Origin of the sequence: Streptomyces sp. NPDC006512 (assembly GCF_040611935.1) — a bacterium.
Taxonomy (GTDB): Bacteria; Actinomycetota; Actinomycetes; order Streptomycetales; family Streptomycetaceae; genus Streptomyces.
This window is the reverse complement of sequence record NZ_JBEXPG010000005.1, coordinates 207,410-233,555: the sequence shown is the minus strand read 5'-3', so window position 1 is coordinate 233,555 and position 26,146 is coordinate 207,410. Positions and strand designations below refer to the sequence as shown.

Below are 26,146 nucleotides of genomic sequence, written 5' to 3'. Positions count from 1 at the left end.
CAGATGTGGAAGCCCGGTAACGGGTGGAGCTGACTGGTACTAATAGGCCGAGGGCTTGTCCTCAGTTGCTCGCGTCCACTGTGTTAGTTCTGAAGTAACGACCGTGTTGTCATCCGGTTGGTCAACTTCATAGTGTTTCGGTGGTCATAGCGTTAGGGAAACGCCCGGTTACATTCCGAACCCGGAAGCTAAGCCTTTCAGCGCCGATGGTACTGCAGGGGGGACCCTGTGGGAGAGTAGGACGCCGCCGAACAATCATTGTGGGAAAGCCCCGCACCTTATGGTGCGGGGCTTTTCTGCGTTTACGGCCAGTTCTGCCCGCGAGGCGCCGGCCCCGGGGGCAGAGTTCGTCCGTTTACCGGCATCCGGCTACCGGGAAGTCGGACCGAACGCTCGTACTGTGGGTGGATGGGCTATGAGCTGGTCATCTTCGACAACGACGGCGTCCTCGTGGACAGCGAGCCGCTCTCGAACACCATCCTCTCCGCGTACCTGACGGAGCTCGGGCACCCCACGACCTACGACGAGTCGCTGCGCGACTACATGGGCGCCGCCGTGCACCGGGTGCACGACCTGGTCCTCGAACGCACCGGACAGCCGCTGCCCGAGGACTTCGACCAGGTCCTCCACCAGCGGATCTTCGCCGCGTTCGAGCGGGACCTGCGGCCCGTCCCCGGAATCACCGAGGTGCTCGCGGAACTGTCCGCGCAAGGAGTGCCGTACTGCCTCGCCTCCTCCGGGACCCACGAACGGATCCGGGTCGGGCACCGCAGCGCCGGACTCGGCGAATGGTTCGAAGAGGAATGGATCTTCAGCTCCGAGGACGTCGGCCGGGGCAAGCCGGCGCCCGACCTGTTCCTCCACGCCGCGGACATGATGGGCGTCCCGCCCGCGCGGTGCGTCGTCGTCGAGGACAGCCGGCTCGGAGTGGAAGCGGCCCGGGCGGCCGGCATGGACGTGCTGGCGTTCACGTCCATGACCCCCGCCGAGGCCCTCCCCGGAGCCAACGCCTACTTCGGAGAGATGAAGGAGCTGTACGGGCTGCTCGGATTGGGTGTGTGATCGCTCTACCCACCGGTAGCCCCTGGGCCTACGCTCAGCCGCCATGACAGTTGATGTGCGGCTGCGGCGTGGGCGCCGGGCGCTGGGGTTCAGCTTCTTCGCCCAGGGGGTGGCCTTCGCCCTCCTCGTGACCCGCATCCCGGCCATCCAGGACCGGTACGGGATATCCGACGGGCTCCTACCCGCGTTCCTCGCCGCCGTGCCGATCCTGGCCGGGGTGTCCAGCGTCGCGACCGAGCACCTGGTGAAGCGGGTCCCGCCCAGTGCGGTGCTGCGGTGGGCGCAGCCGGTGGTGCTGCTGTCGCTCCTCGGGGTGGGGGCCGGCAGCGCGATGTGGCAGGTGGCCGTGGCCCTGGGGGTGTTCGGGCTGTCCGTGGGCGCGCTCGACGCCTCGATGAACATGCTCGGGGTCAGCCTTCAGCGGGCGTACGGGCGCAGCATCATGCTCGGGTTCCACGCCTCGTACAGCCTGGGCGGGATCCTGGGGGCGTCCGCGGCGTGGGCGGGGGCGCACTGGCACCTGGAGCTGTTCACCGGGTACCTGCCGGCCGTGGTGGTGGTGCTGCCGCTGGCGTTCGTGGGGAGCCGGTACTACGTCGACGCGACGGCCGGGGCGAAGGACGAGGGGCAGGGGTGGCCGGAGAAGGGCGGCAAGCTGCTGCTGCCGCTGTGCCTGGTGATGGCGTGCGCGTACATCGGTGATTCGACCGTCGCGAACTGGAGTGCCAAGTACCTCCAGGACGTGCTGGGGAGTTCGGAGCAGCTCGCGACCGTCCCCTACAACGTGTACATGGTGACGACGCTGATCGGGCGGGCCGTGGGGGACCTCGGGGTGCGCCGGTTCGGTGCGGTGGCCGTGGTGCGGGGCGGGACGGTGGTGGCCGCGGGAGGGTTCGCGGTGGTGGCCGCCGCGCCGGGGGCGTGGTGGGGGATGCTCGGGTTCACGCTGCTGGGGATCGGGCTGTGCGTGATCGTGCCGCAGACGTTCGCGGCGGCGGGGCGGCTCTTCCCCGGGGCCTCGGACACGGCCGTCGCACGGCTGAACATCTTCAACTACGTCGGGTTCCTGATCGGTTCGCCGCTCGTCGGGGGGATCGGGGACGCGTGGAACTACCGGGGCGCGATGCTCGTGCCGATGGTGCTGGTGCTGGTGCCGCTGTTCAGTACCCGCTCGTTCGGTTCGAGCGGGGCCCGATACGGTGGCGGGCATGAGCGGCCACGGGTTGTTGATGTGGGACGAGGCGGTAACGAAGTATGACTTCGGACCGGGCCATCCGATGGACCCGGTGCGCCTGGCGCTGACCATGGGCCTGGTGCGCGCCTTCGGGCTGGACCGGGCGGTGGAGGTACGGGCGGCCCGCGCGGCCGGGGATTCGACGCTGCGGCTGGTCCACCGTGAGGAGTACGTGTCCGCAGTGCGGGCGGTGTCCGCCGACCCGGGGACGGCGGACGGCTCGTACGGGCTGGGGACCATGGACGACCCGGCGTTCGCCGGGATGCACGAGGCTTCGGCGCTGATCGCGGGGCAGTCCGTGGCGGCGGCCGAGGCGGTCTGGCGGGGTGACGCGGAACACGCGGTGAACTTCGCCGGCGGGCTGCACCACGCGATGCCGGGCGGGGCGGCCGGCTTCTGCGTCTACAACGACGCGGCGCTGGCCGTGGCGCGGCTGCTGGAGCTGGGCGCGGAGCGGGTCGCGTACGTGGACGTGGACGTCCACCACGGCGACGGGGTGCAGGCGGCGTTCTGGGACGATCCGCGGGTGCTGACGGTCTCGGTGCACGAGCATCCCCGCACGCTGTTCCCGCAGACCGGCTGGCCGGAGGAGACCGGCGGCGCCGGGGCGCAGGGGAGCGCCGTAAACGTGGCGCTGCCCGCGGGGACGGGTGACGAGGGGTGGCTGCGGGCGTTCCACGCGACGGTGCCCGAGCTGTTGGCGGACTTCCGGCCGCAGGTGCTGGTGAGCCAGCACGGGGCGGATACGCACTTCGAGGATCCGCTGGCCCACCTGGCGGTGTCGCTCGACGCGCAGCGGGAGGTCCAGGAGGCGTGTCACCGGCTGGCGCACGAGCACTGTGACGGGCGGTGGCTGGCGCTGGGCGGCGGCGGGTACGCGGTGGTGGACGTGGTACCGCGGTCGTGGACGCACCTGGTGGGGATCGCCGCGCACCGGCCGGTGGATCCGGCGGCGGAGGTGCCGCGGGAGTGGCGGGACGAGGTGTACGCGCGGACGCGGCAGCCCGCGCCGGCGCGGATGACGGACGGCCGGACGGTGGCGTGGCGGGACTGGGAGGGGGGCTACGATCCGGCGGACCGTACGGATCAGGCCGTTCTCGCGACGCGGCGGGCGGTGTTCCCGCTGCGCGGGATGCTGACCTGACGGGGTGTCGTCCGGTGGTGCGTCGTTACGCCAACTGTGGGGCGGTTCCGTGTAATTGATGAACCGCCAGGTCGTGTGCGGCAGCATCGGAGGGTGTTGAGCACCGGCGCGCTGCGTGCGCATCTGCTGGCCGCCCGGTTGGCCGGGCCCGTCGCCACGACGCGGGAGGAGAGCCTGCGCAGTTACCGGCTGTTCGCGGCGCGCGATCCGCGGGTGCTGCTGGGGCTGGACCCGGAGCGGGTGTGGGACGAGGGTGCGCTGCTGGGGCTGATGGCGGCCAAGTGCGGGGTGTCGGCGGATCCCGCGCACGTCAGCGGGCCGGACGTGATCGATCCGGAGCGGACGGTGGCCGCTCTGGAGGCGTTCGCGCAGCGGCTGGGGGCGGTGGCGGGGGCACGGGCGCCCGTACTGTTCGGGACGGGTCACCCGCACCGGCTCCTGGAGTTCTACGCCTGTTTGGCCGAGGCCCTGTCGGCGGCGGGATGTGTTGTCCTCACTCCGGCGCAGGGGGTCCGTGTCGACATGGCGACCCGGTTCGGCGTACGTCCGCATCGGATCGACTACGTGCGGGGAGTCGCGTTGGTGCGGGAACCCGGCGCGCGGCCGGCGGGGAGTGCCACCGGCGCGCACTCCCATTCGCCGCTGCCGGTTCGGATCGCGCTCGGGGCGCTGGCGGAGGCCGGCGGGCCGTTGCCGGAACTGGTGGTGGGTGACCACGGGTGGGTCTGCGGTGCAGGTCAGCTCGGTGTCGAGGCGATCGGGCTGGCCGATACGGATGATCCCGCGTTGTTCGTCGGGGAGGCCGAGGGGCGGGTGGCGGTGGCCGTTCCGCTTGATGACGGGGTGCGGCCGGACTACTACCGGCCGCTTACGCGATACCTGCTGCACCGCGCAAGACTGCCGGGGCGTCAGGAGTGGCCGTAGCTCCTCTTCCCCACTCGTATCACACGCCCCTACTCTGGGGAGTGAGCGTGCGACGACGAGGAGTAACCGGAGGGGAAGCCGGTGCCCGTCATGCGCGGAAGGTCAAGGTGGGTGTCATGGCTGCTGGCGAGAGGCCTCTCAGTGAGGTTCAGTTCCTGACCGTGGCGGAGGTCGCCTCGGTGATGCGAGTGTCGAAGATGACCGTGTACCGCTTGGTGCACAACGGTCATCTGCCCGCGATCCGGGTGGGCCGGTCCTTCCGGGTCCCCGAGAACGCGGTCCACGAGTACCTCCGGGAGTCTTTCGTGGGGGTGGAATCGGCCTGAGGGGAGGCTCCGGAACTCCTGCGGAGGCCGCGGATTACAAGCTCAGAGCTTGGGCGGGTAGGCTAGGCCGACGTAGGTCGTGTGGGCCCAGACGCCCCGCACCGAGTGAAGAGAAGTGAGCGAGGGTAGTCGTGGGCTCTGTTATCAAGAAGCGGCGCAAGCGGATGGCTAAGAAGAAGCACCGCAAGCTGCTCAAGCGCACCCGCGTCCAGCGTCGTAACAAGAAGTAAACGGCAGCTGTACGTGTTCTCCGCAGCCCCTCCACCATCCTGGTGGAGGGGCTGCGGTGCAGCCGGGGTACTTCTTCGAGGGAGGCGCTGAGCTCGTGGGGAAGGTCGTGCTCGTCACCGGGGCTGCCCGGCAGCTGGGGGGCCGCTTCGTGCGGCGGATCCAGCGCGACCCGGAGGTGGAGCGGGTCATCGCGGTCGACGCGGTGAGACCGCCGCACCGGCTCGGCTCGGCCGAGTTCGTACAGGCGGACATCAGACAGTCGGGGATCGCCCGCGTGCTCGCCGAGCACGCCGTGGACACCGTGGTGCACCTCGCGGTCACCGGGGGCGGCCCGGGAGCGGCCGGTGCGCGCAGCACGGTCAAGGAAACGAACGTCATCGGGACGATGCAGCTCCTCGGGGCCTGCCAGAAGTCGCCGACCGTACGACGGCTCGTCGTGAAGTCGAGCACCAGCGTGTACGGGGGCACGTCCCGGGATCCGGCCGTGTTCACCGAGACCACGCAGCCGAAGTCGCTGCCGGCGGGCGGTTTCGCGAAGGAGGCCGCCGAGGTCGAGGGGTACGTACGGGGGTTCGCGCGCAGGCGGCCGGACGTGGCGGTGTGCGTGCTGCGCTTCGCGAACATCCTGGGGCCGTACGCGGACTCGGCCCTCGCCGAGTACTTCTCGATGCCGGTCATGCCGACGGTCCTCGGTTACGACCCCAGACTCCAGTTCGTCCACGAGGACGACGTGGTGGACGTGCTGCGGCTGGCGGCGGGGGAGCCGCAGCGCGGCACCCTGAACAGCGGGACCTTCAACATCGCCGGTGACGGGGTGCTGCTGCTGTCGCAGTGCTCGCGGCGGCTGGGGAGGCCGACGGTGCCGTTGCTGCTGCCCGCGGTGACGTGGGTGGGTTCGGCGCTGCGCGCGGTCGGGGTGACGGACTTCTCCCCCGAGCAGATCCGGCTGCTGACGCACGGGCGGGTCGTGGAGACCACGCAGATGCGGGACACCCTGGGGTTCCGGCCGCTCTACACGACCGCCGAGACGTTCGCCGACTTCGCGCGCAGCCGTGGGAGCGGGCTGCTGCCGGCGGAGCGCGTCGAGCGGGCCGTGGAGCGGGTGGCGGGGATGCTGAATGTGGATACGGGCGCGGGTGCGGGCGCCGGTGCGAACGAGGGAGCGAAGCGATAGTGGCGGACGCCAAGGTCATTCCTTTCGACGAGGACCGGCCGCGCCGGCGGACCGTGCCCCGGAAGGTGCGGGCGGTACCGGCACCGGCGCCCGAGCCGGAGGCCGGGCCGGTGGAGCCGCCCGTCGCCGTGCCGGCGCAGGCTTCCGGTGACGGCTGGGACCGGCGGATCGCGGGCGGGCTGGCGTTCCTGCGGCGGCGGATCACCGGGGACTACGAGGTCGACGACTTCGGCTACGACAAGGAGCTGACGGACCAGGTCCTGATGACCTTGATGCGGCCGCTGTACGACAAGTACTTCCGGGTCGAGGTCAAGGGCATCGAGAACATCCCGAAGGAGGGTGGCGCGCTGATCGTGGCGAACCACTCGGGGACGCTGCCGCTGGACGGTCTGATGCTCCAGGTCGCCGTGCACGACCACCACCCCGCCGAGCGGCACCTGCGGCTGCTGGCGGCCGACCTGGTGTTCATGCTGCCGGTGGTGAACGAGCTGGCGCGGAAGGCCGGTCACACCCTGGCCTGCGCGGAGGACGCGCAGCGGCTGCTGGAGGCCGGGGAGCTGGTCGGTGTGATGCCGGAGGGCTTCAAGGGGATAGGGAAGCCGTTCGGAGAGCGGTACAAGCTGCAGCGGTTCGGGCGGGGCGGGTTCGTGTCGACGGCGCTGCGCGCGGGCACGCCGATCGTGCCCTGCTCGATCGTGGGGGCGGAGGAGATCTACCCGATGGTCGGCAACGCGAAGACGCTCGCGCGGCTGCTGGGGGTCCCGTACTTCCCGATCACGCCGACGTTCCCGTGGCTGGGGCCGTTGGGGGCGGTACCGCTGCCGACGAAGTGGACGATCCAGTTCGGTGAGCCGATCCCGACGGACGGGTACGCGGCGGAGGCCGCGGAGGATCCGATGCTGATGTTCAACCTGACGGACCAGGTGCGGGAACAGATCCAGCACACGCTGTACAAGCTGCTGGTGCAGCGGCGGTCCGTGTTCTTCTGACGGACGGCAGCGGACCGGGGCGGCAGAGCGAGGGCCGGCAGAAGAAGCGCCGGCAGAGCGAGGGGGCCGCGCGGTCGCGCGGCCCCCTCGTCCTTACTGGTCCGCGTCCTCGGCGTTGAGGCCGAGGCCCGGGAGGAGGCCCGGGAGGAGCGGCGGCAGGGTGATGTCCGGCTGCGGGAGCTCCGGGGTGTGCGGTGCCTGGGTCCCGGGAGGGGCCTGGCCCGCCGGGGGGTTCAGCAGGTCGCCCGTACCGCCCAGGAGGCCGCCTCCGGCGGGTGCCGGGGGCCGGCTGCCGGACGACGGGGTCGGGGAGGAGGCCGCCGGTGCCGAGGGGGGCGCGGCCGGAGCCGGTGCGGAATGCTGCTTCCCGGTGGCCGGGGTGCTCGGCTTGGCCGAGGTGCCCGGCTGGCCGCGGGTCTGCTCCGGGGGCTTCGGCAGCAGGCCCTGGAGCGGCGCGACGTCATCGTCTATGGCCTGGAAGACCGATTCGACCTCTCCTCCGACGTCGGTGAGCTGCGCCGGGAGCTTCTCCCGGAGCCGGCCCCACGCGTCGCGGTGGGAGCGGGAGAACGAGGACAGGGTCTGGATCGGGCCCAGCGAACCGTCCCGTGCGTACGCGGCCTGGAGCAGCCGGTGGCCCTCCGCCGCGTCGTGCTTCATGCCCGCCAGCGCTCGGCGGATCTCGCCCAGGGATTCGTGGTCGAGGACACCCGTGCGGCCCCGTTCCATCAGCCGGCGGGCCTCCGACAGACGGTTCGAGGCCCGGTCGAGGTAGAGCTCGCCCCGGTCCGAATCCTCGTCGGCCATGCCCAGCTTCAGGTCCTCCATGCCCCGTTTGACCGGGTAGAGGGAGTCACCGGGCAGGGCGTCCGTGCTGGCAGCGGCCACTCCGCTGAAGGCCCCTGCGGCCACACCCACGGTGAGGCCACCCGCTGCGATGCCCTTGGACCAGCGGGAGCGGGGCCGCAATTTCCGGAGCGACGTCGCCCGGTGGGCGCCGCGGCCGGTCCGCTGCTCGGGCACCAGAGGGTCCGAGGCGGCACCGCCCCCGGCCCTCTCCTCCATCACCATGGCCTCCATGGCGGCGACGAGCTGTGCTCGTTGCACCACTTTGACCTCGGGGTCCAGCACGGGGCGCGGCATTCTTTCGCCGAGTGCGTTCGCCAGGGCCAACAGCCGGTCGTGGTCGGCAGGTTCGGCAGGTGCCTCGGACTGCTCGGCCGCCGGGTCCGGTTCTGAAAGATCGGATGGGTTCCGATCCTCCAGGGCCTGGGCGAAGGCGTTCGCCCGCCGGTGCGGAGTCACGTTCGCGATCACTGGCGGCACCTCCTCTCGTCATGACGATCGACTCCCCTGAGTGTCCGGAAGGTTGCCTTCCTTGAGCACATCCACACTTTCGAGTGAGCGGCTTCGGGCAGGGCGTGTCCACAGGGAGCCTGCATTCCGCACAACGAGCGGCGCGGCACTTGGGTTACGGACGAAGGATGATCGGACCACAGCGTCATCGAGGGGTCACCGGGTGTGAGGTCGTGTCGTCGTCGGACATCGTCTGGTGGGGCGTTGTCTGGTGGGGCGTCGTCGGTAGGGGCGGGCGGGCTGCGGGGTGCGGCCCGCCGTGCGGGTCAGCGCGCGTCGTCCGGGAGCAGGCGGGCCAGGGTGCGGACCGCCCGGTACTGGAGCGTCTTGATGGCGCCCTCGTTCTTCCCCATGACCCGGGCCGTTTCGGCGACCGAGAGGCCTTGGAGGAAGCGCAGCGTGACGCACTCCTGCTGTTGCGGGTTGAGTTTGCGCACGGCTTCGAGGAGCGCCGCGTTGGAGAGGGACTCCAGGACGGAGTCCTCGGGGCTGCGTTCCACCTCGTTGGCGTCGAGCATCTCGCCGGTGGTGACCTCCAGGCGGAAGCGGCTGGACTTGAAGTGGTCCGCCACCAGGTTCCGCGCGATGGTCACCAGCCAGGCGCCGAAGTCACGGCCCTGCCAGGTGAAGGTGGAGATGCGGCGCAGCGCGCGCAGGAAGGTCTCGCTGGTGAGATCCTCCGCGGTCGCCTTGCCGCCGACGCGGTAGTAGATGTAGCGGTACACCGTGTCGCTGTACTGGTCGTAGAGGCGGCCGAAGGCCTCGGCCTCGCCGGCCTGGGCGCGTTCGACCAGGTCCATCATGCGGGCCTGGTCGCTGTCCGCGGTGGGGCGGCGGGCGGTGGGCGCGGTCGTGCCGGCGGAGCCGGTCGATCCGGCGGCCGCGCGACCTCGTCTGCCCACCGTCGCGCCGCCGTCGGTCAGGGCGTAGCAAGGGCCGGCCGGGCCGAGGCCGGCGGGTACGGCGAAGGCGGGGACGGCGTACGCGGTGGGGACGAAGCCGCGCAGGTGGTCGAGGACCGTTGCGCGCAGCGTAGCCAGGCCCGAGGCGTCAACCCCGACAGGTGGGTACACGGGACTCCCAGAGGCAGAGCTTCCATCACGTGCAGTGCGGGACCGTTCACCCGTCGTGGCGACAGATGGCCGGTGGCATGCGTTTGAGGAGAATAACGCTTCGTACAGGCAGCGCTACACCCAGTTGTCTAAATCACCGGTTACGACACTTCTCTTACGTGTCCAGGGCATATTCAGGCCCAGTTGTTGATCGGTTGGTGATCGCTTGGGTGCGCGGAATGGACGCTTCCACAGAGGCTCGCGACCGAGTCGGGCAGGCCGGAGTGCCGTGCCGGAGGCGCGGGTAGAGGTGAGCGAATGCGGGCCGGGCGGGCCGGAACCGGCCTCCGGCCCGGCGTTGCTACTTGCGGCGGCGGTGCAGGGCGATGGCCGCGGCCGTGCCGCCCGCGATCGCGCCGACTCCGGCGGCGGCCGGGACGCCGACCTTCACCGCCTTGCGGCCGGTCCGGTAGTCGCGCAGACGCCAGTCGTTGGCGCGGGCATGCTTGCGCAGTTTTGTATCGGGATTGATCGCGTACGGGTGTCCGACCAGGGACAGCATCGGAATGTCGTTGTGCGAATCGCTGTACGCGGCGCAGCGGTCGAGGTCCAGCTCCTCGGCGGCGGCCAGCGCGCGGACCGCTTCCGCCTTGGCGGGGCCGTGCAGGGGTTCGCCGACCAGGCGCCCGGTGTAGATCCCGTCCACGGACTCGGCGACGGTGCCCAGGGCGCCGGTCAGGCCGAGGCGGCGGGCGATGATCGTGGCCGTCTCGACGGGGGCGGCGGTGACCAGCCACACCTTCTGGCCTGCGTCGAGGTGGGCCTGGGCGAGGGCGCGGGTGCCCGGCCAGATCCGCTCCGCCATGTACTCGTCGTAGATCTCCTCGCCGATGGACATCAGCTCGGAGACCTTGTGGCCCTTGACGATGGACAGGGCGCTGTCGCGGGCGTCCTGCATGTGCTCGGGGTCCTCGACGCCGGCCAGCCGGAACCAGGCCTGCTGCCAGGCGAAGCGGGCGAGCTCGCGGCGCTGGAAGAACTCGCGCTTGTAGAGGCCGCGGCCGAAGTGGAAGATCGCGGCGCCCTGCATGACGGTGTTGTCGAGGTCGAAGAAGGCCGCGGCGAGGTCGTCGCCCGGGACCGGGAACTCGGGTTCGGCGGCCTCGGCCGCCGCCCCGGCGGCAGCTTCCGCTTCTGCTTCCGCTTCGGCGGTCGTGGCGGACGGTGGGGTGTCGGCCTGTGCGGTCTTGCGGGCGGCCTCGGCCGAGGCCTCGCCTGCCAGCACGCTCCGCGCGGTGGCGGAGCGCCTACGGGGGGTGAGCCATCCCAGAGCGGCCATGACGCGAGCATAGCCATTGTGTTCGGGAGTTCCCGAACCGCCGGGTTAGGGGGTGGTTAACACTTCGGGCACCCCGCTCCCGGGCGGGACAATGAGGACATGAGCCCTTTGCTGCGCCGTAAGGAAAAGAAGCGTCCCGCCGAGCGGATGGTCACCCTCATCGGGAAGCCGGGCTGTCACCTCTGTGACGACGCCCAGTCGGTGATCGAGGAGATCTGCGCCGAGACGGGCGCACAGTGGGAGAAGAAGGACATCTCGCAGGACGAGGAGCTGTACCGGCTGCACTGGGAGCAGATTCCGGTGGTGCTCGTGGACGGCGAGCAGCACACCTTCTGGAGGGTGAACCCGGACCGGCTGCGACGGGCATTGGGAGCCTGACCGTTCTGGCCGTTACCATCATGGGCGATTTATGGGGACTCGGGGGCGTATTGATGAGGAGTGTGTACGGTTTTGCCCCCCTCGGGATTTGAACGGGTTCGACCCGTTCCCGGTTCCACCCCCGGGTGCCCGACCCGCGTGACCCCGGTCACTTTGGTCGGACAAAGCGGACACAATCTTTGTGCACGCGTTCACAAAGACATAGCCTGCATTCGACGGGGCGGTCCTGGGACAAGAGGCCGCCTGCAGCCCCGCTCATCCCGCAGGAGCATCGTGGCAACTGGCCGAACTCACCGACCGGCGACCCGCAGCCGAGGTATTCCCGAGGCCACTGTCGCCAGGCTTCCGCTGTACTTGCGTGCCCTCACCGCGCTCTCCGAGCGATCGGTGCCCACGGTGTCCTCCGAAGAGCTCGCGACCGCCGCCGGAGTCAACTCGGCGAAGCTGCGCAAGGACTTCTCGTACCTCGGCTCCTACGGTACGCGGGGCGTCGGCTACGACGTCGAGTACCTCGTCTACCAGATCTCCCGCGAGCTCGGCCTGACCCAGGACTGGCCGGTCGTCATCGTCGGCATCGGCAACCTCGGCGCCGCCCTGGCCAACTACGGCGGTTTCGCCTCCCGCGGCTTCCGCGTGGCGGCGCTGATCGACGCCGATCCCGCGATGGCCGGGAAGATGGTCGCCGGCATGCCCGTGCGGCACACCGACGAGCTCGAGGCGATCATCGAGGACAACGGCGTCTCGATCGGGGTCATCGCGACCCCCGCCGGCGCCGCGCAGCAGGTGAGCGAGCGGCTGATCGCCGCGGGCGTCACCTCCATCCTGAACTTCGCGCCGACCGTGCTGTCCGTGCCGGACGGCGTCGACGTGCGCAAGGTCGACCTGTCGATCGAGCTCCAGATCCTGGCGTTCCACGAGCAGCGCAAGGCCGGTGAGGGAGCGGCGGCCGCCGCTGCCGCCGAGGACCTCGCCGACTCCGGCGCCGGCACGGGCACCGGGGCCGCTCCGGCCGCCGCCCTCGTGCCGCCGGCCGGGCGGGCCGCCGCGGCCGCGCGCAAGGGCGGTCCCGAGGGTGACGTCCCGGCGGTGATGCCGGCATGAGTCTGCTCGTCGTAGGCCTCAGTCATCGCAGCGCGCCGGTGAGCGTGCTGGAGCGGGCTTCGCTGTCCGCCGATGCCAAGGTCAAGCTGCTGCACGACACGCTGGCCGCCGAGCCGGCCACCGAGGCCGCCGTACTGGCCACCTGCAACCGGATCGAGCTGTACGCGGACGTGGACAAGTTCCACGCCGGTGTCGCCGAGCTGTCGACGCTGCTGGCCCAGCACAGCGGGGTGGCCCTGGAGGAGCTCACTCCGTACCTCTACGTCCACTACGAGGACCGGGCGGTGCACCACCTGTTCTCGGTGGCGTGCGGGCTGGACTCGATGGTCGTCGGCGAGGGCCAGATCCTCGGGCAGATCAAGGACGCGCTGGCGCTGGGGCAGGAGCTCCACACCGCCGGGCGGCTGATCAACGACCTCTTCCAGCAGGCCCTGCGGGTCGGCAAGCGGGCGCACTCCGAGACCGGGATCGACCGGGCCGGGCAGTCCCTGGTGACCTTCGGGCTGGAGCAGCTCGCCGTGCACGAGCCGGTGGAGCGGTGGGCCGCGGGCAAGCGGGCGCTGGTGATCGGCGCCGGCTCGATGTCCTCGCTGGCCGCCGCCACGCTGGCCCGGGTGGGCGTCGCCGACATCGCGGTGGCGAACCGGACCGCGGAGCGGGCCGAGCGTCTCGCCGAGATTCTGGTTGCCTCGGGCACCGGTGTGACGGCGCGGGCCGTGACCATGGGCTCGGTGGCCGAGGAGCTGACACGTGTTGACGTGGTCGTGTCCTGTACGGGCGCGACCGGGCTGGTGCTGAGCGGGGACGACGTCCTCGCCGCCCTGTCCGGGGACGTGACGGTGGAACCCGCGGCGGTGGGCCCGGACGGGTCCGGGGTCCCCGCGCAGGCGTCCGGCGCGCGGGCCGCGGGCCCCGCGGGGGCCGACGTACTGGCCCGGCTGGTGGCCGCCGCCGAGGCCGGCCGGCGCCTCTCCGACGCCGGAGCCGTACGCACCATCGCCGCCGCCGAGCCCGAGGGCTGCCCCCTGGGCCTGGACGCGCCGGCCGGCGAGGGCCGCGCCGCGCTGACCGGGGTCGACGCCGACTCGCTCGAACTGCACGGCACCTGGGCCGACCAGGGGGAGGCCGCCGCCCAGCGGCAGCCCCGCCGGACGGCCCGCAGCCGGGCCGACGGGGCCCCCGTACGGCTGGCGCTGCTGGACCTGGCCATGCCGCGGGACATCGACGCCGCGGTGCACCGGATCCCGGGAGTGCGGCTGGTCGACATCGAGTCGTTGGCGGAGACCTCCGCCGACGCGCCGATGGCGGCCGACGTCGACGCCGTGCGCGGGATCGTCGCCGAGGAGGTGGCCGCGTTCGGGGCCGCCCAGCGGGCCGCGCACATCACCCCCACCGTCGTCGCCCTGCGGGCGATGGCCGCCGAGGTCGTCGCCATGGAGGTGGCGCGGCTCGACGGGCGGGTACCCGATCTCGACGAACGGCAGCGGGCCGAGGTCACCCAGACCGTGCGCCGCGTCGTCGACAAGCTCCTCCACGCGCCGACCGTGCGCGTCAAGCAGCTCGCGAGCGAGCCCGGCGGCGCCGGGTACGCGGAGGCGCTGCGCGAACTCTTCGACCTCGACCCTCAGACGGTGGCATCCGTCAGCCGGGCGGACGCGGCCGATCCGAAGAACGACGACCCAGGACGGGCATCATGAACACACGTCCCGACCAGCCCCTCCGGCTCGGCACGAGGCGCAGCAAGCTGGCCATGTCCCAGTCCGGGCACGTCGCCGAGGCGGTCCGGGCGATCACCGGCCGGCCCGTCGAGCTCGTGGAGATCACGACCTACGGTGACGTGTCCCGCGAGCACCTCGCGCAGATCGGCGGCACCGGCGTGTTCGTCACCGCGCTGCGCGACGCCCTGGTGCGCGGCGAGGTCGACTTCGCCGTGCACTCGCTGAAGGACCTGCCGACCGCGCAGCCCGACGAGCTGGTCATCGCGGCCATGCCGAAGCGGGAGGACCCGCGTGACGCGCTCGTCGCCCGGGACGGGCTGACCTTCGAGCAGCTGCCCGACGGCGCGCGGATCGGCACCGGTTCGCCGCGCCGCACCGCGCAGCTCAACGCGTACGCCCGGAGCCTCGGCAAGCGGATCGAAACGGTCCCGATCCGCGGCAACGTCGACACCCGGATCGGGTTCGTGCGGGCGGGCGAGCTCGACGCGGTCGTGCTGGCCGCGGCCGGGCTGAACCGGATCGGCCGCGGTGACGAGGCCACCGACCTGCTGTCCGTCGACAGCGTGCTGCCCGCTCCCGGCCAGGGGGCCCTGGCCGTGGAGTGCCTCGCGTCCGACACGGACCTCATCGCCGCGCTCGGCGAGCTCGACGACCCGCACACCCGGGCCGCCGTGACCGCGGAGCGTTCCCTGCTCGCCGCCCTGGAGGCCGGCTGCAGCGCACCCGTGGGCGCGCTCGCCGACCTGTTGGCCGACGGGCAGATTGTCAATGAAATGCGCCTGCGCGGCGTCGTCGGTACCCTCGACGGCTCGACGCTGGTGCAGCTGTCCACCACCGGTCCCGTGCCCCAGTCGTATGACGAGGCCATGGCGCTCGGCCGCGAACTCGCGGACGAGATGCTGGCCAAGGGCGCGGCCGGTCTTATGGGGGAGCGATCGCTTTGAACCCCTCACGTCCGACCACCTCCGCTTTTCCGGTCGTCGCCGCCCACGGACTCGTCACCTTCCTCGGTGCCGGCCCCGGCGACCCGGGTCTGCTGACGCTGCGCGCCGTCGAGGCGCTCGCCGCCGCGGACGTACTGATCGCCGAGCCCGAGGTGCTCGAGGTCGTACGGACCCACGCGCGCGCGGGTGTCGACACGCCGCAGCTGACGGTGGCTGACGAAGTGTCAGCCGCCGCCGGGGTCCCGGTGATCCGCGACGCCGCCAATCTTGTCATGGAGGCCGCGCGGTCCGGCAGGCGGGTCGTCCGCGCCGTCACCGGCGACCCCGGGCTCGACGGGAACGCGTCCGGCGAGATGCTCGCCTGCGCCGCGGAGGGGATCCCCTTCGAGGTGGTGCCCGGTGTCGCGACCGCCGTCGGCGTGCCCGCGTACGCGGGTGTGCCGCTGCGCGGGGAGTCGGGGACCGACGTACGGTTCGTGGACGCGCGGCACGCCTCGGCGAAGTGCTGGAGCGAGGTGGGCGCCAGTGGCGGCAGCCTCGTCGTCACCGCGACGCTGGAGACGGTGTCCGCCGCGGCCGCCGAGCTGGTGTCCGCCGGCCGCAAGCCGGAGACCCCGCTGACGGTGACCGTCGGCGGTACGACGACCCGCCAGCGGACCTGGAGCGCGACCCTGGGCACCATCGCCCAGGTGTTCAAGCAGGGCAAGGTGCTGCCCTCGCCGGAGGGCGCGCGTCCCGTCATAGCCGTGGTCGGTGAGCAGGGCGCCGCCGCGCGGCGCGAGGAACTGGCCTGGTTCGAGTCGAAGCCGCTGTTCGGCTGGCGGGTCCTCGTACCGCGGACGAAGGAACAGGCCGCTTCGCTCTCCGACCAGCTGCGTTCGTACGGCGCGGTGCCGCACGAGGTGCCGACCATCGCCGTGGAGCCGCCGCGCACCCCGCAGCAGATGGAGCGGGCGGTCAAGGGCCTCGTCACGGGCCGCTACGAGTGGATCGCCTTCACCTCCGTCAACGCGGTGAAGGCGGTGCGCGAGAAGTTCGAGGAGTACGGGCTCGACGCGCGGGCCTTCGCGGGCATCAAGGTCGCCGCGGTGGGCGAGCAGACCGCGGCCGCGCTGGTCGAGTTCGGCGTGAAGCCGGACCTCGTGCCGAGCGGCGAGCAGTCGGCGGCCGGGCTGCTGGAGGACTGGCCGCCCTACGACCCGGTCTTCGACCCGATCGACCGCGTCTTCCTGCCGCGCGCCGACATCGCCACCGAGACCCTGGTGGCCGGGCTGATCGAGCTCGGCTGGGAGGTCGACGACGTGACCGCCTACCGGACGGTCCGCGCGTCGCCGCCGCCGGCGGACACCCGCGAGGCGATCAAGGGCGGCGGTTTCGACGCCGTGCTCTTCACCTCCTCGTCGACGGTGCGGAACCTGGTCGGCATCGCGGGCAAGCCGCACAACGTGACCGTCATCGCGTGCATCGGGCCGGCGACGGCCAAGACCGCGGAGGAGCACGGGCTGCGCGTGGACGTGCTGTCGCCGGAGCCGAGCGTCGGCAAGCTGGCGGAGGCGCTGGCCGCGTACGGAGAGGCCCGCCGCGAGGCGGCCAAGGAGGCCGGCGAGGCGGTCTCCCGCCCGAGCGAACGCCGCCCCGGCGCGCGCAGGCGTCGTACGACCTGACGGTCGCGGCAGGATCGGCGAGGGCCCGGACGTGGAACGCGTCCGGGCCCTCGCCGTCCCGGCGGGCGCGCCGAACGACCGGGCGAGGACCGGCGCGGGGGAGCGGGTGAGGGGGCTCTACGCTTGTTCCCGACTGCTGTCGATGCTCGAAGAGGCGACTGAAGATGAGCGCGTACGGATCCTTTCCCGGCTCGCGGCCCCGGCGGCTGCGCACCACCCCGGCGATGCGGCGGATGGTCGCGGAGAACCGGCTGCACCCCTCGGACCTGATCCTGCCGGCGTTCGTACGGGAGGGCATCAGCGAGCCCTTCGCGATCTCGGCGATGCCGGGCGTCGTCCAGCACACCCGGGACACGCTGCGGAAGGCGGCGGTCGAGGCGGTCGAGGCGGGCGTCGCGGGGATCATGCTCTTCGGTGTCCCGGCCGACGAGAACAAGGACGCGCTGGGCACGGCGGGCACCGAGCCGGACGGCATCCTCCAGCTCGCGATCCGTGACGTGCGGGCCGAGGTCGGCGACGACCTGGTGATCATGTCGGACCTGTGCCTGGACGAGTACACCGACCACGGGCACTGCGGGGTCCTCGACGAGCACGGCCGGGTCGACAACGACGCGACGCTGGAGCGGTACGCGGAGATGGCGCAGGTCCAGGCCGACGCGGGCGTCCACGTCGTGGGGCCCAGCGGCATGATGGACGGCCAGGTCGGCGTCATCCGCGACGCGCTGGACGAGACGGGCCACGAGGACGTGTCGATCCTCGCCTACACCGCGAAGTACTCCTCCGCCTTCTACGGTCCCTTCCGCGAGGCCGTCGGCTCCTCGCTCCAGGGCGACCGCAAGACCTACCAGCAGGACCCGGCGAACGCCCGGGAGTCGCTGCGGGAGCTGGCGCTGGACCTGGACGAGGGCGCCGACATGGTCATGGTCAAGCCGGCCGGCCCGTACCTGGACGTCCTGTACCGGGTGGCGCAGGCGGTGGACGTGCCGGTGGCGGCGTACCAGATCAGCGGCGAGTTCGCGATGATCGAGGCGGCCGCGGAGAAGGGCTGGATCGAGCGCGACCGGGCGATCCTGGAGGCGCTGCTCGGCATCAAGCGGGCGGGCGCGGACACGATCCTGACGTACTGGGCGACCGAGGTCGCGGGCTGGCTGCGCGCCGAGCGCTGACCGCGCCGCGGTACCGGGCGGGGCGCGGCGGGGGCGCGGCCGGGCGCGGGGTGCGGGCGGGGAGGTACGGGCGCACCCTGGAGGCAGAGGCCGACTGTGGAGGTGATCCGCCATGCCCACGCTCGTCGGGTGGCATGTAGAGCTGGAGTTCTCCGAGGAGGGCCACCGCACCAGCGCGGCGGCGATGCTCAGACTCGGTGACGGCTCCGAGATGAGGGCGCGCGGCTATGCCATGCGCCACCCTTCCGACCCGGAGCAGTTGCGGGTCGGTGAGGAGATCGCGGGCGCGCGTGCGCTCATGGACCTCGCGTCCCAGATGCTCCAGAAGGCACACAGCGAGATCGACGAGGCCACGGGCAGGCACTCCTACCCGCTGGAGAGCTGACCCCGCCGGCGCGTCGGGAGCGGTCGGGCCGACGGGCCCCTGCCGGACCTCGGGGGACGGCAGGGGGCGGGGGCTCGCCGCTCCTGAGGGGCTCCCGTGGGGCTCCAGTGGGGCTCCTGTGGGGCGTAACTCCCTCAGCGGGTGCGGCGGTTGAAGAGGGCCGCCGACAGGGTGACGGCCAGGGTGAGAATGCCCGCGCACCAGGTCAGTGCCAGGTAGGGGGCGTTGCCCGCGGGCTGGTCCAGCAGGAGCGCGCGCAGGGATTCGATCACCGGGGTGAGGGGCTGGTGGTCGGCGAAGCCGTGGAGCCAGCCGGGCATGGTGTCGATGGGCACGAAGGCGCTGGACGGGTAGGGCAGGAACATCATCAGGAACGTGAACCCCCCTGCCGCCTCGGGGGACTTCGCGAGCAGGCCGAGCGTCGCCGCGAGCCAGGAGATGGCCGTGATGTACGCGAGCAGCAGTCCGGCGGCCGCCAGGAAGGCGAGGGGCCCGGCCTGGGGGCGGAAGCCGATGGCGAGGGCCACGGCCAGCACGAGGGCCGTGGAGAGCAGGTTCCGCGCGACGGAGGCGGTGACGTGTCCGGCGAGGATCGGGACGCCGCCGACGTCCAGGGAGCGGAAGCGGTCGATGATGCCGTTCTTCATGTCGTCGGCGACGCTGACGGCGGTGCTCGCCGCGCCGAAACCCGCGCAGAGCAGCATGGCGCCGGGGACCACGTACGTCACGTAGGCGGTGCCGGTGTCGATGGCGCCCCCGAAGAAGTACACGAAGATCAGCATCAGCATGACCGGCAGCATCAGGGCGGTGATCAGCACGTCCGGCTGCCGGCTGCTGATCCGCAGGCTGCGGCCCGCGAGGGCGGAGGCGGTGGGGGCGAAGGCGGTGGGGGTCGTCACGGAGCGGCTCCCGTCAGGGTGAGGAACACGTCGTCGAGGGTGGCGGTGCGCAGCGCGAAGCGGGCGACGGCGGTGCGGTCGGGGTCGAGTTCGTCGAGCAGGGCCCGGACGTGGGCGGCGCTGCCGTCGGTGGGCAGGCCGAGGGTGAGCTCGTCCGGTGCGCGGTGCACCGCGCGCGGGGCCAGTGCGTCGTAGGCGGCCCGTCCGGTCAGGGTGAGGTCGAGGCGGTGTCCGGCGACGCGGGCCTTGAGCTCCTGCGGTGTGCCCTCGGCGGCGATGCGGCCCTCGGAGAGGACGGCGACGCGGTCGGCGAGCCGGTCGGCCTCCTCCAGGTACTGGGTGGTGAGCAGGACGGTGGTGCCGTCGTCGCGCAGTTCCCGTACGAGTTCCCACAGGTCCTGGCGGCTGCGCGGGTCGAGCCCGGTGGTCGGCTCGTCCAGGAAGACCACCTCGGGCCGGGAGACGAGGCTCGCGGCGAGGTCGAGGCGCCTGCGCATGCCGCCCGAGTACGTCTTCGCGGTGCGGCCGGCGGCCTCGGTCAGCCCGAAGCGTTCGAGGAGCTCGGCGGCCCGGGCGCGGGCCCGCGGGCCGCTGAGGCCGCTGAGGCGGCCCATCATGCGGAGGGTCTCGGCGCCGGTCTGGAGCTCGTCGACGGCCGCGAACTGCCCGGTGAGGCTGATGCGTCGGCGTACGTCGGCGCGGTCGGCGGTGATGTCGTACCCGGCGACGCGGGCGGTGCCGGAGTCGGGGGCGGTGAGGGTGGCGAGGAGGCGTACGGCGGTGGTCTTGCCGGCGCCGTTGGGGCCGAGGAGGGCGAGGACGCTGCCGCGCGGGACGGCCAGGTCGATGCCGTCGAGGACGCGGATCGGTCCGTAGGACTTGGTCAGGGCGGTGGCGTGGATGCCGAGGTCTGTGGGGGGCGTGGCGCCGGGCGCGGGCGCGGGCGCGGGTGTGGTCGTGGTCATGGGCTTGGCCATCGGGAGCGGATCCCTTCTGCGTATGGGTTACGCGCTTCTGTGTAAGTAATACACAGAACTAGGATGTGGGTCAACGACTGAGGAGGGAGGGAGCGGCCATGGCGAAGGAACCGGCGGACGAACCGGCGGACGAACCGGCGCGGGACGGACGGGACACCGGGCTTCCGGCGAGCCTGGAAATGGCCTGGGGCCTGCGCGAACGCCCCGGCAAGGGCCCGCGCCCGACGCTCACGCTCCCGAAGATCGTGGACACGGCGGTCGCGCTGGCCGCGGCGGAGGGCATGGACGCCGTCTCCATGGGCCGGGTGGCCAAGGAACTGGGCGTCTCCACGATGTCCCTCTACCGGTACGTCACGGCGAAGGAAGAGCTCTACATCCTGATGTCGGACGCGGGGGTCGGCCTGCCGCCGGAGTCCGCCGCGGGGCCGGACGCGGGCTGGCGGGAGCTGGCGTCGGAGTGGGCGTACGCGCAGCGCGCCGTCCTGATGGCCAACCCCTGGATCCTGCGCATCCCGCTCACCGGGGCACCGGTCAGCCCGAACCAGCTCGCCTGGATGGAACGCGGGCTCGCGGCGCTGGCCGGCACCGGCCTGGGCGAGGGCGAGAAGATCTCGGCGATCATCCTGATCGGCGGCCTGGTGCGGAACGAGGCGGTCATGGCCGCGGACATGATGGACGCCATCGTGAAGTCCGGGGTCTCACCGGACCAGGTGATGGGCCGCTACGTACGCACCCTGCGGCTGATGACCGGCCCGGAAACCCACCCGGCGGTGACGCGGCTGCTGGACTCCGACGCGTTCTCGGGCTCCGACGAGCCGGACTTCCAGTTCGGCTTCGGCCTGAACCGCATCCTGGACGGCCTGGCCTCGCTGATCAGCGAGCGGTCCACGCCGTGAGCGCCGCCCAGGCGGCGGGGGCCAGGTCCAGGACGGGGCCGTCCTGGACCTTCGAGTCCCGGACGTGGACGGTGTCGGCGCCGGCGGCGACCTCTACGCAGTTGTCGCCGTCCGGGCTGCTGTAGCTCGACTTGAACCACGTCGGGGCGGTGTTCATAGCTCTCCTAGCAGACGGTTCAACAGGCGCCCTGTTTCACGAGGGTTGAGGGCCTGGGTTCGCAGCATTGCATATCGCAGGGTCAGCATGCTGACGTCATCGGGGTCGGTGATGAGCTGGCTGCCGCGTTGGCCTTCGAAGTAGCCGAGGTGCTCGTGTTCGGGTGTCTCCACCATGGTGAAGGAGCCGGACAGGGCTGGGTGGTACGTCTGGCCCAGCGGCAGTACCTGGACGGTGGCGTGCGGGAGTTCCATACAGGCCAGTAGGTGCCGCACCTGTTCGGCATAGATCGCGTCGCCGCCGATCCGGTCGCGGAGCCCCGTCTCCGAGATGACGAAGGTCAGGCTCGGGGGCTGCCTGCGGTGCATGATCTGCGCTCGGGCAAGTCGCCGGGAGATCAGGGTCTCGATCTCCTCCGGGAGGAACGCCGGGACGCGGCAACGGAAGAGGGCCCGCATGTAGTTCTCGGTCTGCAAGAACCCCGGAATGACCATCGCTTCGAACCAGTGAAGTGTGATCGCGCGCTTCTCCAGCTCCATGTACTCCTCCGACCACGGAGGGCTCGGGTCCCTTTCGGGCATCCTGAGCGCCGCCACGGTCAGCAGGCCGGGAAGGCCCAGGTGCTGGTCCATCAGCTCGGCGACGTGCGGCATCAAGGCCCTGCGACCCTGTTCGATCGAGGCGATGGTCTCCTCGTCCAGCCGGACCAGCTCTCCGAGCTGCTTCTGGGTCAGGTTCTTGGCGATGCGGGCGGCGGCCACCATCGCGCCGACCATCTTCATGGTCGTCGCGTTCGGCCGTGTGCGCTTCCTCGGTGGCATGACAGCGGACTCCCCACCCGTGCGGCCGGAACACCTCGTGCCGACCCGTACTCAGGGCTGAGTACGGGTTGGCGCTGAGCCACACGGTAGTCACTGCGCGCGACGATCGTCCCGTGAACCTAAATATTCAAGCTGCCCTGCTGCGCGAGCGGCTGTACCTCCGCGCGCCCCAAAGCGTCGCCGCCGCCCGGCACTTCACACGTGACACCCTGTACGCGTGGGACGCGACCGCCCGGCAGGACGACGTGTTGCTCTGCGTGAGCGAGCTCGCGACGAACGCCCTGCGGTACGGGGTTCCGCGCGGCCGGGGCTACCTGCTGCGGCTGCTCGTCTTCGGGGGGACCGTGCGGGCCGAAGTGCACGACAGCGGGCCCGGGCTGGCGCGGATGACGGACGGCCCGCCCGGCCGGGGCCTGACACTCGTGGCGGCCCTCGCCGACGGCTGGGGCGTGCTGCCGAGGTCCCCCGGCAAGGTCGTCTGGTGCGAGTTCCGCTGACCTCAGGCGGTCCGCGCCAGCCGTGCCGCCGCCCAGCCGAAGACCAGGCACGCCGGGGTGTAGACCGCCAGGTTGAGCACGTAGAAGGGGCTGCCGGACGGCGAGTCGAGGACACCGGCCGCCCACCCCAGGCCCGCGAGTCCGCGTACGGCCATGCCCGCCGCCACCGCGCCCGTCACCGCGCGGGAGACGCGCCCGCCCCGGCCCCGGGAGTGGGCGAGGACGGCCGCGGCCCCGGTCAGGGTGGCGGCGGCCAGCGGCAGTACGACCGGCGGGGCGAAGGAGGTCTCCAGGCCGAGTACGGCCAGGGACAGGGCCCGCTCGTCGGCGGCGGGCCAGGTCGCGCCGGTGGCCCAGTACAGGTGCAGCAGCCCGTCGGCGGCGAGGAGGGCGGCCGTCGCGCGGCCCAGGCGGAGGCGTGTCGTGGTGTTCATGCCGGAAAGGAGGGGGCCCTCGGGAGGAACATTCCCGTGGGCCCCGTCACACCACGCGGAGCGACTACGCCGGCTGCTCCGGGGCGCGCGCCGTGATCACCGCGAAGGGGCCGCCCTGCGGGTCGGTGAGGACGGCCATGCGGCCGGCCGCCATGTCGAAGGCCGGGGCGAGGACGTTGCCCCCGGCGCGGGTGGCGGCGGCCTGGATGTCGTCGACGCTGTCGGCGTGGAAGTACGGCAGCCAGTTGGGCGGTGTACCGGGCGGGAGGTTGTCGAGGTTCATCATCCCGCCGACCGCGCGCCCGCCGACCTTGAACTCGGTGTACCCCTCGGCGCCCGGCATGTCGGACGCGGCCGTGGTGACGGGCAGGACGGACGTGTAGAACGCGGCGGCGGCGGGGACGTCGCTGGTGCTGAGTTCGTTCCAGATGAGGGCGCCGTGCTCGTTGACGATGCCCGCTCCGTCGAACGTGCCGGGCTGCCACAGGCCGAACACCGCGCCGGTGGGGTCGGAGACGACCGCCATCCGCCCGAGGTCCATGACGTCCATCGGGCCCATCATGACCGTGCCGCCCGCGTCGGAGACGGACTTGAGGGTGGAGTCGATGGAGTCGGTGGACAGGTACGTCGTCCACACGGTCGGGGGCATCGGGTCGGGGATCGAACCGTCCGGGTTCGACGCCTTCATGATGCCGGCGACGGGCTTGCCCTTGAGGGTGCAGACGGAGTACCCGCCCTGCTCGGCGGGCCCGATCTCGCCCTGCCAGCCGAAGAGGTCGCAGTAGAAGTCGAGGGCCGCCTGCTGGTCGGGGACGAACAGGTCGATCCAGCAGGGAGTGCCGGGCTTGTAGGGGCCGTTCATGTCGGGCACGGGTGCCTCCGGGTGGTGCAGGGGGAAGGACGGGCCGTCCCCTACCCGGCCCGTACGGCCCGAACCGGGCCGTACGGGTGACGGGGCGCCTGGCGGCGGGCCGGCGGGGTGGGGCGGTCGCCCGGCGGCGGCCTTCTGGTGGGGCCGGGGCGCCGGGGCGCCGGGTCGCCTGGCGGCGGGCGTCTGGTGGTGCGGATCGGCTGACGGCGGGCGTCAGGTGGGGACCCCGGCGGCCGGCCCGTCAGGTGGTGCGGCGGCGGTGGCGGCCCGTGCCGGCCGCCAGGGCGGCTCCGAGGGCGACGGTGAGACCGGCTCCGCCGAGGGCCCAGCCGGTGGCGCTGCCGGTGGCGGCGAGTTCACCGCCCGGCTGGCTGCCGCCCGGCTGGCCGCCGATTGGCTGGGCACCGCCGTTCGGCACGGGCACGTTCCCGGTACCGGTGGGCTGGCCGCCCGTCACAGCGCCGGGCGTTCCACCGGGCGTTCCACCGGGCGTTCCACCGGGCGTTCCGCCGGGCGTCCCGCCGGGGTTCTCGCCGGGGGTGCCACCGGGGGTTCCGCCCGGGTTCCCGCCGGGGGTGCCACCGGGCGTCCCGCCCGGGTTCCCGCCGGGCGTCCCGCCCGGCGTTCCGCCCGGGGTGCCGCCCGGGTCCCCTCCGGGGTTCCCGCCGGGCGTCCCGCCTGGGTTTCCGCCCGGGGTGCCGCCCGGGTCCCCTCCGGGGTTCCCGCCCGGGGTCCCGCCTGGGTTTCCTCCCGGGGTGCCACCCGGGTCCCCTCCGGGGTTCCCGCCCGGGGTGCCGCCGGGGTTCCCGCCTGGGTTTCCTCCGGGGGTGCCGCCCGGGTCGCCACCGGGGTTCCCGCCCGGGGTACCGCCGGGGTCGCCGCCCGGCGGGCCACCAGGGTTCCCACCGGGCGTTCCGCCCGGGTCACCGCCGGGGGTGCCGCCGGGGTCTCCACCAGGGTTCCCGCCGGGGTCGCCGCCCGGCGTGCCACCGGGGGTCCCGCCGGGGTTCCCGCCGGGGTCGCCGCCCGGCGTGCCACCGGGGTTCCCGCCGGGGTTCCCGCCCGGCGTGCCGCCGGGGTCTCCGCCGGGCGTGCCGCCCGGGTCGGTGCCCGGGGTGGCTGGGGTCAGGAGGGTGGTGAGGTGGCGGGGGGAGCGGGAGCCGGCCCAGGGCGGGGGGGTTTCCGCGTCGACCTGGGACGTGCCCCAGGAGAAGAAGGACACCGATCCGGTCGGGGTCTCGGCGGCGAAGCGGACGCGGACCTGGACGTCGAAGGTCTGCCCGGCGGCGATCGGGCCGTCCGTGAGACCGGCCGCGAAGAAGTAGCCGCCCTCCTCCGACAGGACCTCCAGGGGCTGCCAGCTCTGCGTGCCGTCGGCGCCCGTGCGCTGCGCCTCGACCGTGATCTGCGAGGCCTCCATGGAGACGAAGTCCGGCCGGGCCATGACCAGTCCCATGTTGAACGCCGCCAACGCCCCCTTCCCCGTGTTGTCCACGCGGACCGAGAGGTTCGTCCAGTCGCCGCCCGCCCGCAGGCTCTCCGGTACGCCACTCACCGTCAGCGCGGGTCCGTCGACGTGGACCGGCTCCTCGTCACCGCCGGGCGCGCCGGCGATCCTCGTCGCGTACGAGGACGTGGGGGAGGCGCTGGTGGTGTTCCCGACGCGGCTCGTGCCGTCCGCCGTCAGGTCGAACGGGACGGCCGGCGTGCCCGCCGCGAAGCTGATCCGGACCTCGACCGTGTGGACCTGGCCGGCCGGCACCGACGCGGCGGTGCCCAGGGCGTACCCCAGGGCCTGCGCCGCGTCCGGGCCCTGCACCGGCGCGGCGGCCTGCCAGGCCCCGCCGGCCGTACGGAACTCGACGTTGACGTGGGCGGGCTGGAACGCCCCCGAGGGCTGCGCGACGCCCAGTACCGGCGTGTAGTCCGGCACGGTGACGTGCCCCGAGTTGTCGACGGTCACGGTGAGCGGCGTCCAGCTGCCGTCGGCCGGGAAGCCGCCCTGGGGGATGCCGCGGACGGTGACCTCGGGGCCCATCAGCATCCGGGCGGACCCGGACTCCTGGGCCTCGTCCCCGGCCGCCTCCGCGGATGCGGACACGGGCGCCGGTACGGGTACGGGTACGGGTACGGGAGCCTGCGCTTCCACGGGGGCCGGTGCCGGTGCCGGTACCTGCGCCGGTTCCGCCGCCTCAGGCGGCCCGGCCGGCTTCTCCGCCCCCGCCTCCGGTTCGGCTTCCGGTTCCGCCCCCGTCGGCTGCGCGGCCGGCTCCTCCGTCGGTGCCGCGTCGGGCACCGTCACCGCCGGCTGGTCTTCGGCCAGCGCCGGTGCCGCCATCAGCAGTGTTTGACCCGCCACTGCCGCCGCGGCCACCACGGCCATCCGCTTGAACTGCATGTTTCTTTC

At 72.4% G+C, this 26,146-nt stretch carries 27 protein-coding genes and 1 rRNA gene; 18 read left to right on the top strand and 10 right to left on the bottom strand.

What is annotated here, in order from left to right; genetic code table 11:
- The first annotated feature begins 136 nt into the window (after nt 1-136).
- The 9 genes from rrf to ABZZ17_RS05935 all read left to right on the top strand — a co-directional run bounded on the left by rrf (nt 137) and on the right by ABZZ17_RS05935 (nt 7,084).
- Nucleotides 137-253 (top strand): 5S ribosomal RNA (gene rrf / locus ABZZ17_RS05975).
- 155 nt (nt 254-408) lie between these two features.
- Nucleotides 409-1,062, top strand: a complete 654-nt coding sequence (locus ABZZ17_RS05970; RefSeq protein WP_356872436.1) for an HAD family hydrolase — start codon at nt 409-411, stop codon at nt 1,060-1,062.
- 43 nt (nt 1,063-1,105) lie between these two features.
- Nucleotides 1,106-2,320 carry an MFS transporter gene (locus ABZZ17_RS05965; RefSeq protein WP_356872434.1) on the top strand — a complete coding sequence of 405 codons (1,215 nt, stop codon included), beginning with the start codon at nt 1,106-1,108 and terminating at the stop codon, nt 2,318-2,320.
- Nucleotides 2,292-3,440, top strand: a complete 1,149-nt coding sequence (locus ABZZ17_RS05960) for an acetoin utilization protein AcuC (RefSeq protein WP_356872472.1) — start codon at nt 2,292-2,294, stop codon at nt 3,438-3,440. The genes ABZZ17_RS05965 and ABZZ17_RS05960 overlap by 29 nt, the downstream gene beginning before the upstream one ends.
- 93 nt (nt 3,441-3,533) lie before the next feature.
- Nucleotides 3,534-4,364: a phosphatase gene (locus ABZZ17_RS05955; protein WP_356872432.1), complete on the top strand. Its 831-nt coding sequence runs from the start codon at nt 3,534-3,536 to the stop codon at nt 4,362-4,364.
- 116 nt (nt 4,365-4,480) lie between these two features.
- Nucleotides 4,481-4,690: a helix-turn-helix domain-containing protein gene (locus tag ABZZ17_RS05950; protein ID WP_162688852.1), complete on the top strand. Its 210-nt coding sequence runs from the start codon at nt 4,481-4,483 to the stop codon at nt 4,688-4,690.
- Between the two features lie 131 nt (nt 4,691-4,821).
- Nucleotides 4,822-4,920, top strand: coding sequence for an AURKAIP1/COX24 domain-containing protein (locus ABZZ17_RS05945; RefSeq protein WP_003948845.1), 99 nt, complete (start codon nt 4,822-4,824; stop codon nt 4,918-4,920).
- Nucleotides 4,921-5,015: 95 nt separating this feature from the next.
- Nucleotides 5,016-6,095 (top strand): NAD-dependent epimerase/dehydratase family protein, encoded by a 1,080-nt coding sequence (locus ABZZ17_RS05940; RefSeq protein ID WP_356872430.1) that lies wholly within the window; start codon nt 5,016-5,018, stop codon nt 6,093-6,095.
- Nucleotides 6,095-7,084 (top strand): lysophospholipid acyltransferase family protein, encoded by a 990-nt coding sequence (locus ABZZ17_RS05935; protein WP_356872428.1) that lies wholly within the window; start codon nt 6,095-6,097, stop codon nt 7,082-7,084. The genes ABZZ17_RS05940 and ABZZ17_RS05935 overlap by 1 nt, the downstream gene beginning before the upstream one ends.
- A 93-nt stretch (nt 7,085-7,177) precedes the next feature.
- Here the strand turns inward: ABZZ17_RS05935 and ABZZ17_RS05930 are convergent, their stop codons facing one another.
- The 3 genes from ABZZ17_RS05930 to ABZZ17_RS05920 all read right to left on the bottom strand — a co-directional run bounded on the left by ABZZ17_RS05930 (nt 7,178) and on the right by ABZZ17_RS05920 (nt 10,831).
- Nucleotides 7,178-8,401 (bottom strand): DUF5667 domain-containing protein, encoded by a 1,224-nt coding sequence (locus ABZZ17_RS05930; RefSeq protein WP_356872426.1) that lies wholly within the window; start codon nt 8,399-8,401, stop codon nt 7,178-7,180.
- Between the two features lie 305 nt (nt 8,402-8,706).
- Nucleotides 8,707-9,513 carry an ECF subfamily RNA polymerase sigma factor, BldN family gene (locus ABZZ17_RS05925; protein ID WP_356872424.1) on the bottom strand — a complete coding sequence of 269 codons (807 nt, stop codon included), beginning with the start codon at nt 9,511-9,513 and terminating at the stop codon, nt 8,707-8,709.
- 340 nt (nt 9,514-9,853) lie between these two features.
- A complete protein-coding gene (locus ABZZ17_RS05920) occupies nt 9,854-10,831 on the bottom strand; it encodes an HAD-IB family hydrolase (protein WP_356872422.1) in 978 nt (325 codons plus the stop codon).
- Between the two features lie 99 nt (nt 10,832-10,930).
- On the opposite strand from ABZZ17_RS05920, the gene ABZZ17_RS05915 reads away from it, so the two are divergent.
- From ABZZ17_RS05915 to ABZZ17_RS05885, 7 genes are all read left to right on the top strand, one after another.
- Complete coding sequence (locus ABZZ17_RS05915; RefSeq protein ID WP_356872420.1) at nt 10,931-11,209, top strand: glutaredoxin family protein; 279 nt, start codon at nt 10,931-10,933, stop codon at nt 11,207-11,209.
- A gap of 273 nt (nt 11,210-11,482) precedes the next feature.
- A complete protein-coding gene (locus ABZZ17_RS05910) occupies nt 11,483-12,310 on the top strand; it encodes a redox-sensing transcriptional repressor Rex (RefSeq protein ID WP_356872418.1) in 828 nt (275 codons plus the stop codon).
- The gene (locus ABZZ17_RS05905) at nt 12,307-14,007 is read left to right on the top strand and encodes a glutamyl-tRNA reductase (protein WP_356872416.1); all 1,701 of its coding nucleotides are present in this window, start codon (nt 12,307-12,309) and stop codon (nt 14,005-14,007) included. The genes ABZZ17_RS05910 and ABZZ17_RS05905 overlap by 4 nt, the downstream gene beginning before the upstream one ends.
- Nucleotides 14,004-14,972, top strand: a complete 969-nt coding sequence (gene hemC / locus ABZZ17_RS05900; RefSeq protein ID WP_356872414.1) for a hydroxymethylbilane synthase — start codon at nt 14,004-14,006, stop codon at nt 14,970-14,972. Before ABZZ17_RS05905 ends, hemC begins: the two co-directional genes overlap by 4 nt.
- Nucleotides 14,969-16,636, top strand: coding sequence for a uroporphyrinogen-III synthase (locus ABZZ17_RS05895; RefSeq protein ID WP_356872412.1), 1,668 nt, complete (start codon nt 14,969-14,971; stop codon nt 16,634-16,636). The genes hemC and ABZZ17_RS05895 overlap by 4 nt, the downstream gene beginning before the upstream one ends.
- A 164-nt stretch (nt 16,637-16,800) precedes the next feature.
- Nucleotides 16,801-17,802, top strand: coding sequence for a porphobilinogen synthase (hemB, locus tag ABZZ17_RS05890; RefSeq protein WP_356872410.1), 1,002 nt, complete (start codon nt 16,801-16,803; stop codon nt 17,800-17,802).
- A gap of 112 nt (nt 17,803-17,914) precedes the next feature.
- On the top strand, nt 17,915-18,187 hold the full coding sequence (locus tag ABZZ17_RS05885) for a DUF1876 domain-containing protein (protein ID WP_356872408.1): 273 nt from the start codon (nt 17,915-17,917) through the stop codon (nt 18,185-18,187).
- A gap of 134 nt (nt 18,188-18,321) precedes the next feature.
- Here ABZZ17_RS05885 and ABZZ17_RS05880 read toward each other — a convergent pair whose 3' ends face one another.
- A complete protein-coding gene (locus tag ABZZ17_RS05880; protein WP_356872406.1) occupies nt 18,322-19,086 on the bottom strand; it encodes an ABC transporter permease in 765 nt (254 codons plus the stop codon).
- Complete coding sequence (locus tag ABZZ17_RS05875; protein WP_356872403.1) at nt 19,083-20,063, bottom strand: ATP-binding cassette domain-containing protein; 981 nt, start codon at nt 20,061-20,063, stop codon at nt 19,083-19,085. The genes ABZZ17_RS05880 and ABZZ17_RS05875 overlap by 4 nt, the downstream gene beginning before the upstream one ends.
- 98 nt (nt 20,064-20,161) lie before the next feature.
- On the opposite strand from ABZZ17_RS05875, the gene ABZZ17_RS05870 reads away from it, so the two are divergent.
- Nucleotides 20,162-20,959 carry a TetR/AcrR family transcriptional regulator gene (locus tag ABZZ17_RS05870; protein WP_356872401.1) on the top strand — a complete coding sequence of 266 codons (798 nt, stop codon included), beginning with the start codon at nt 20,162-20,164 and terminating at the stop codon, nt 20,957-20,959.
- On the opposite strand, the gene ABZZ17_RS05865 is transcribed toward ABZZ17_RS05870, so the two are convergent.
- Entirely contained in the window at nt 20,937-21,116 is a 180-nt protein-coding gene (locus ABZZ17_RS05865; RefSeq protein ID WP_356872399.1) for a DUF397 domain-containing protein, read from the bottom strand. The genes ABZZ17_RS05870 and ABZZ17_RS05865 overlap by 23 nt on opposite strands.
- Nucleotides 21,113-21,937: a helix-turn-helix transcriptional regulator gene (locus ABZZ17_RS05860; protein WP_356872397.1), complete on the bottom strand. Its 825-nt coding sequence runs from the start codon at nt 21,935-21,937 to the stop codon at nt 21,113-21,115. The genes ABZZ17_RS05865 and ABZZ17_RS05860 overlap by 4 nt, the downstream gene beginning before the upstream one ends.
- A 113-nt stretch (nt 21,938-22,050) precedes the next feature.
- Here ABZZ17_RS05860 and ABZZ17_RS05855 point away from each other — a divergent pair, with 113 nt between their 5' ends.
- The gene (locus ABZZ17_RS05855; RefSeq protein WP_356872395.1) at nt 22,051-22,434 is read left to right on the top strand and encodes an ATP-binding protein; all 384 of its coding nucleotides are present in this window, start codon (nt 22,051-22,053) and stop codon (nt 22,432-22,434) included.
- Nucleotides 22,435-22,436: 2 nt separating this feature from the next.
- Here ABZZ17_RS05855 and ABZZ17_RS05850 read toward each other — a convergent pair whose 3' ends face one another.
- From ABZZ17_RS05850 to ABZZ17_RS05840, 3 genes are all read right to left on the bottom strand, one after another.
- Nucleotides 22,437-22,868 carry a DUF3995 domain-containing protein gene (locus ABZZ17_RS05850; protein ID WP_356872393.1) on the bottom strand — a complete coding sequence of 144 codons (432 nt, stop codon included), beginning with the start codon at nt 22,866-22,868 and terminating at the stop codon, nt 22,437-22,439.
- Nucleotides 22,869-22,932: 64 nt separating this feature from the next.
- Nucleotides 22,933-23,730: a VOC family protein gene (locus tag ABZZ17_RS05845; protein ID WP_356872470.1), complete on the bottom strand. Its 798-nt coding sequence runs from the start codon at nt 23,728-23,730 to the stop codon at nt 22,933-22,935.
- Nucleotides 23,731-23,980: 250 nt separating this feature from the next.
- Nucleotides 23,981-26,137 carry a hypothetical protein gene (locus ABZZ17_RS05840; RefSeq protein WP_356872391.1) on the bottom strand — a complete coding sequence of 719 codons (2,157 nt, stop codon included), beginning with the start codon at nt 26,135-26,137 and terminating at the stop codon, nt 23,981-23,983.
- Nucleotides 26,138-26,146: the final 9 nt, after the last annotated feature.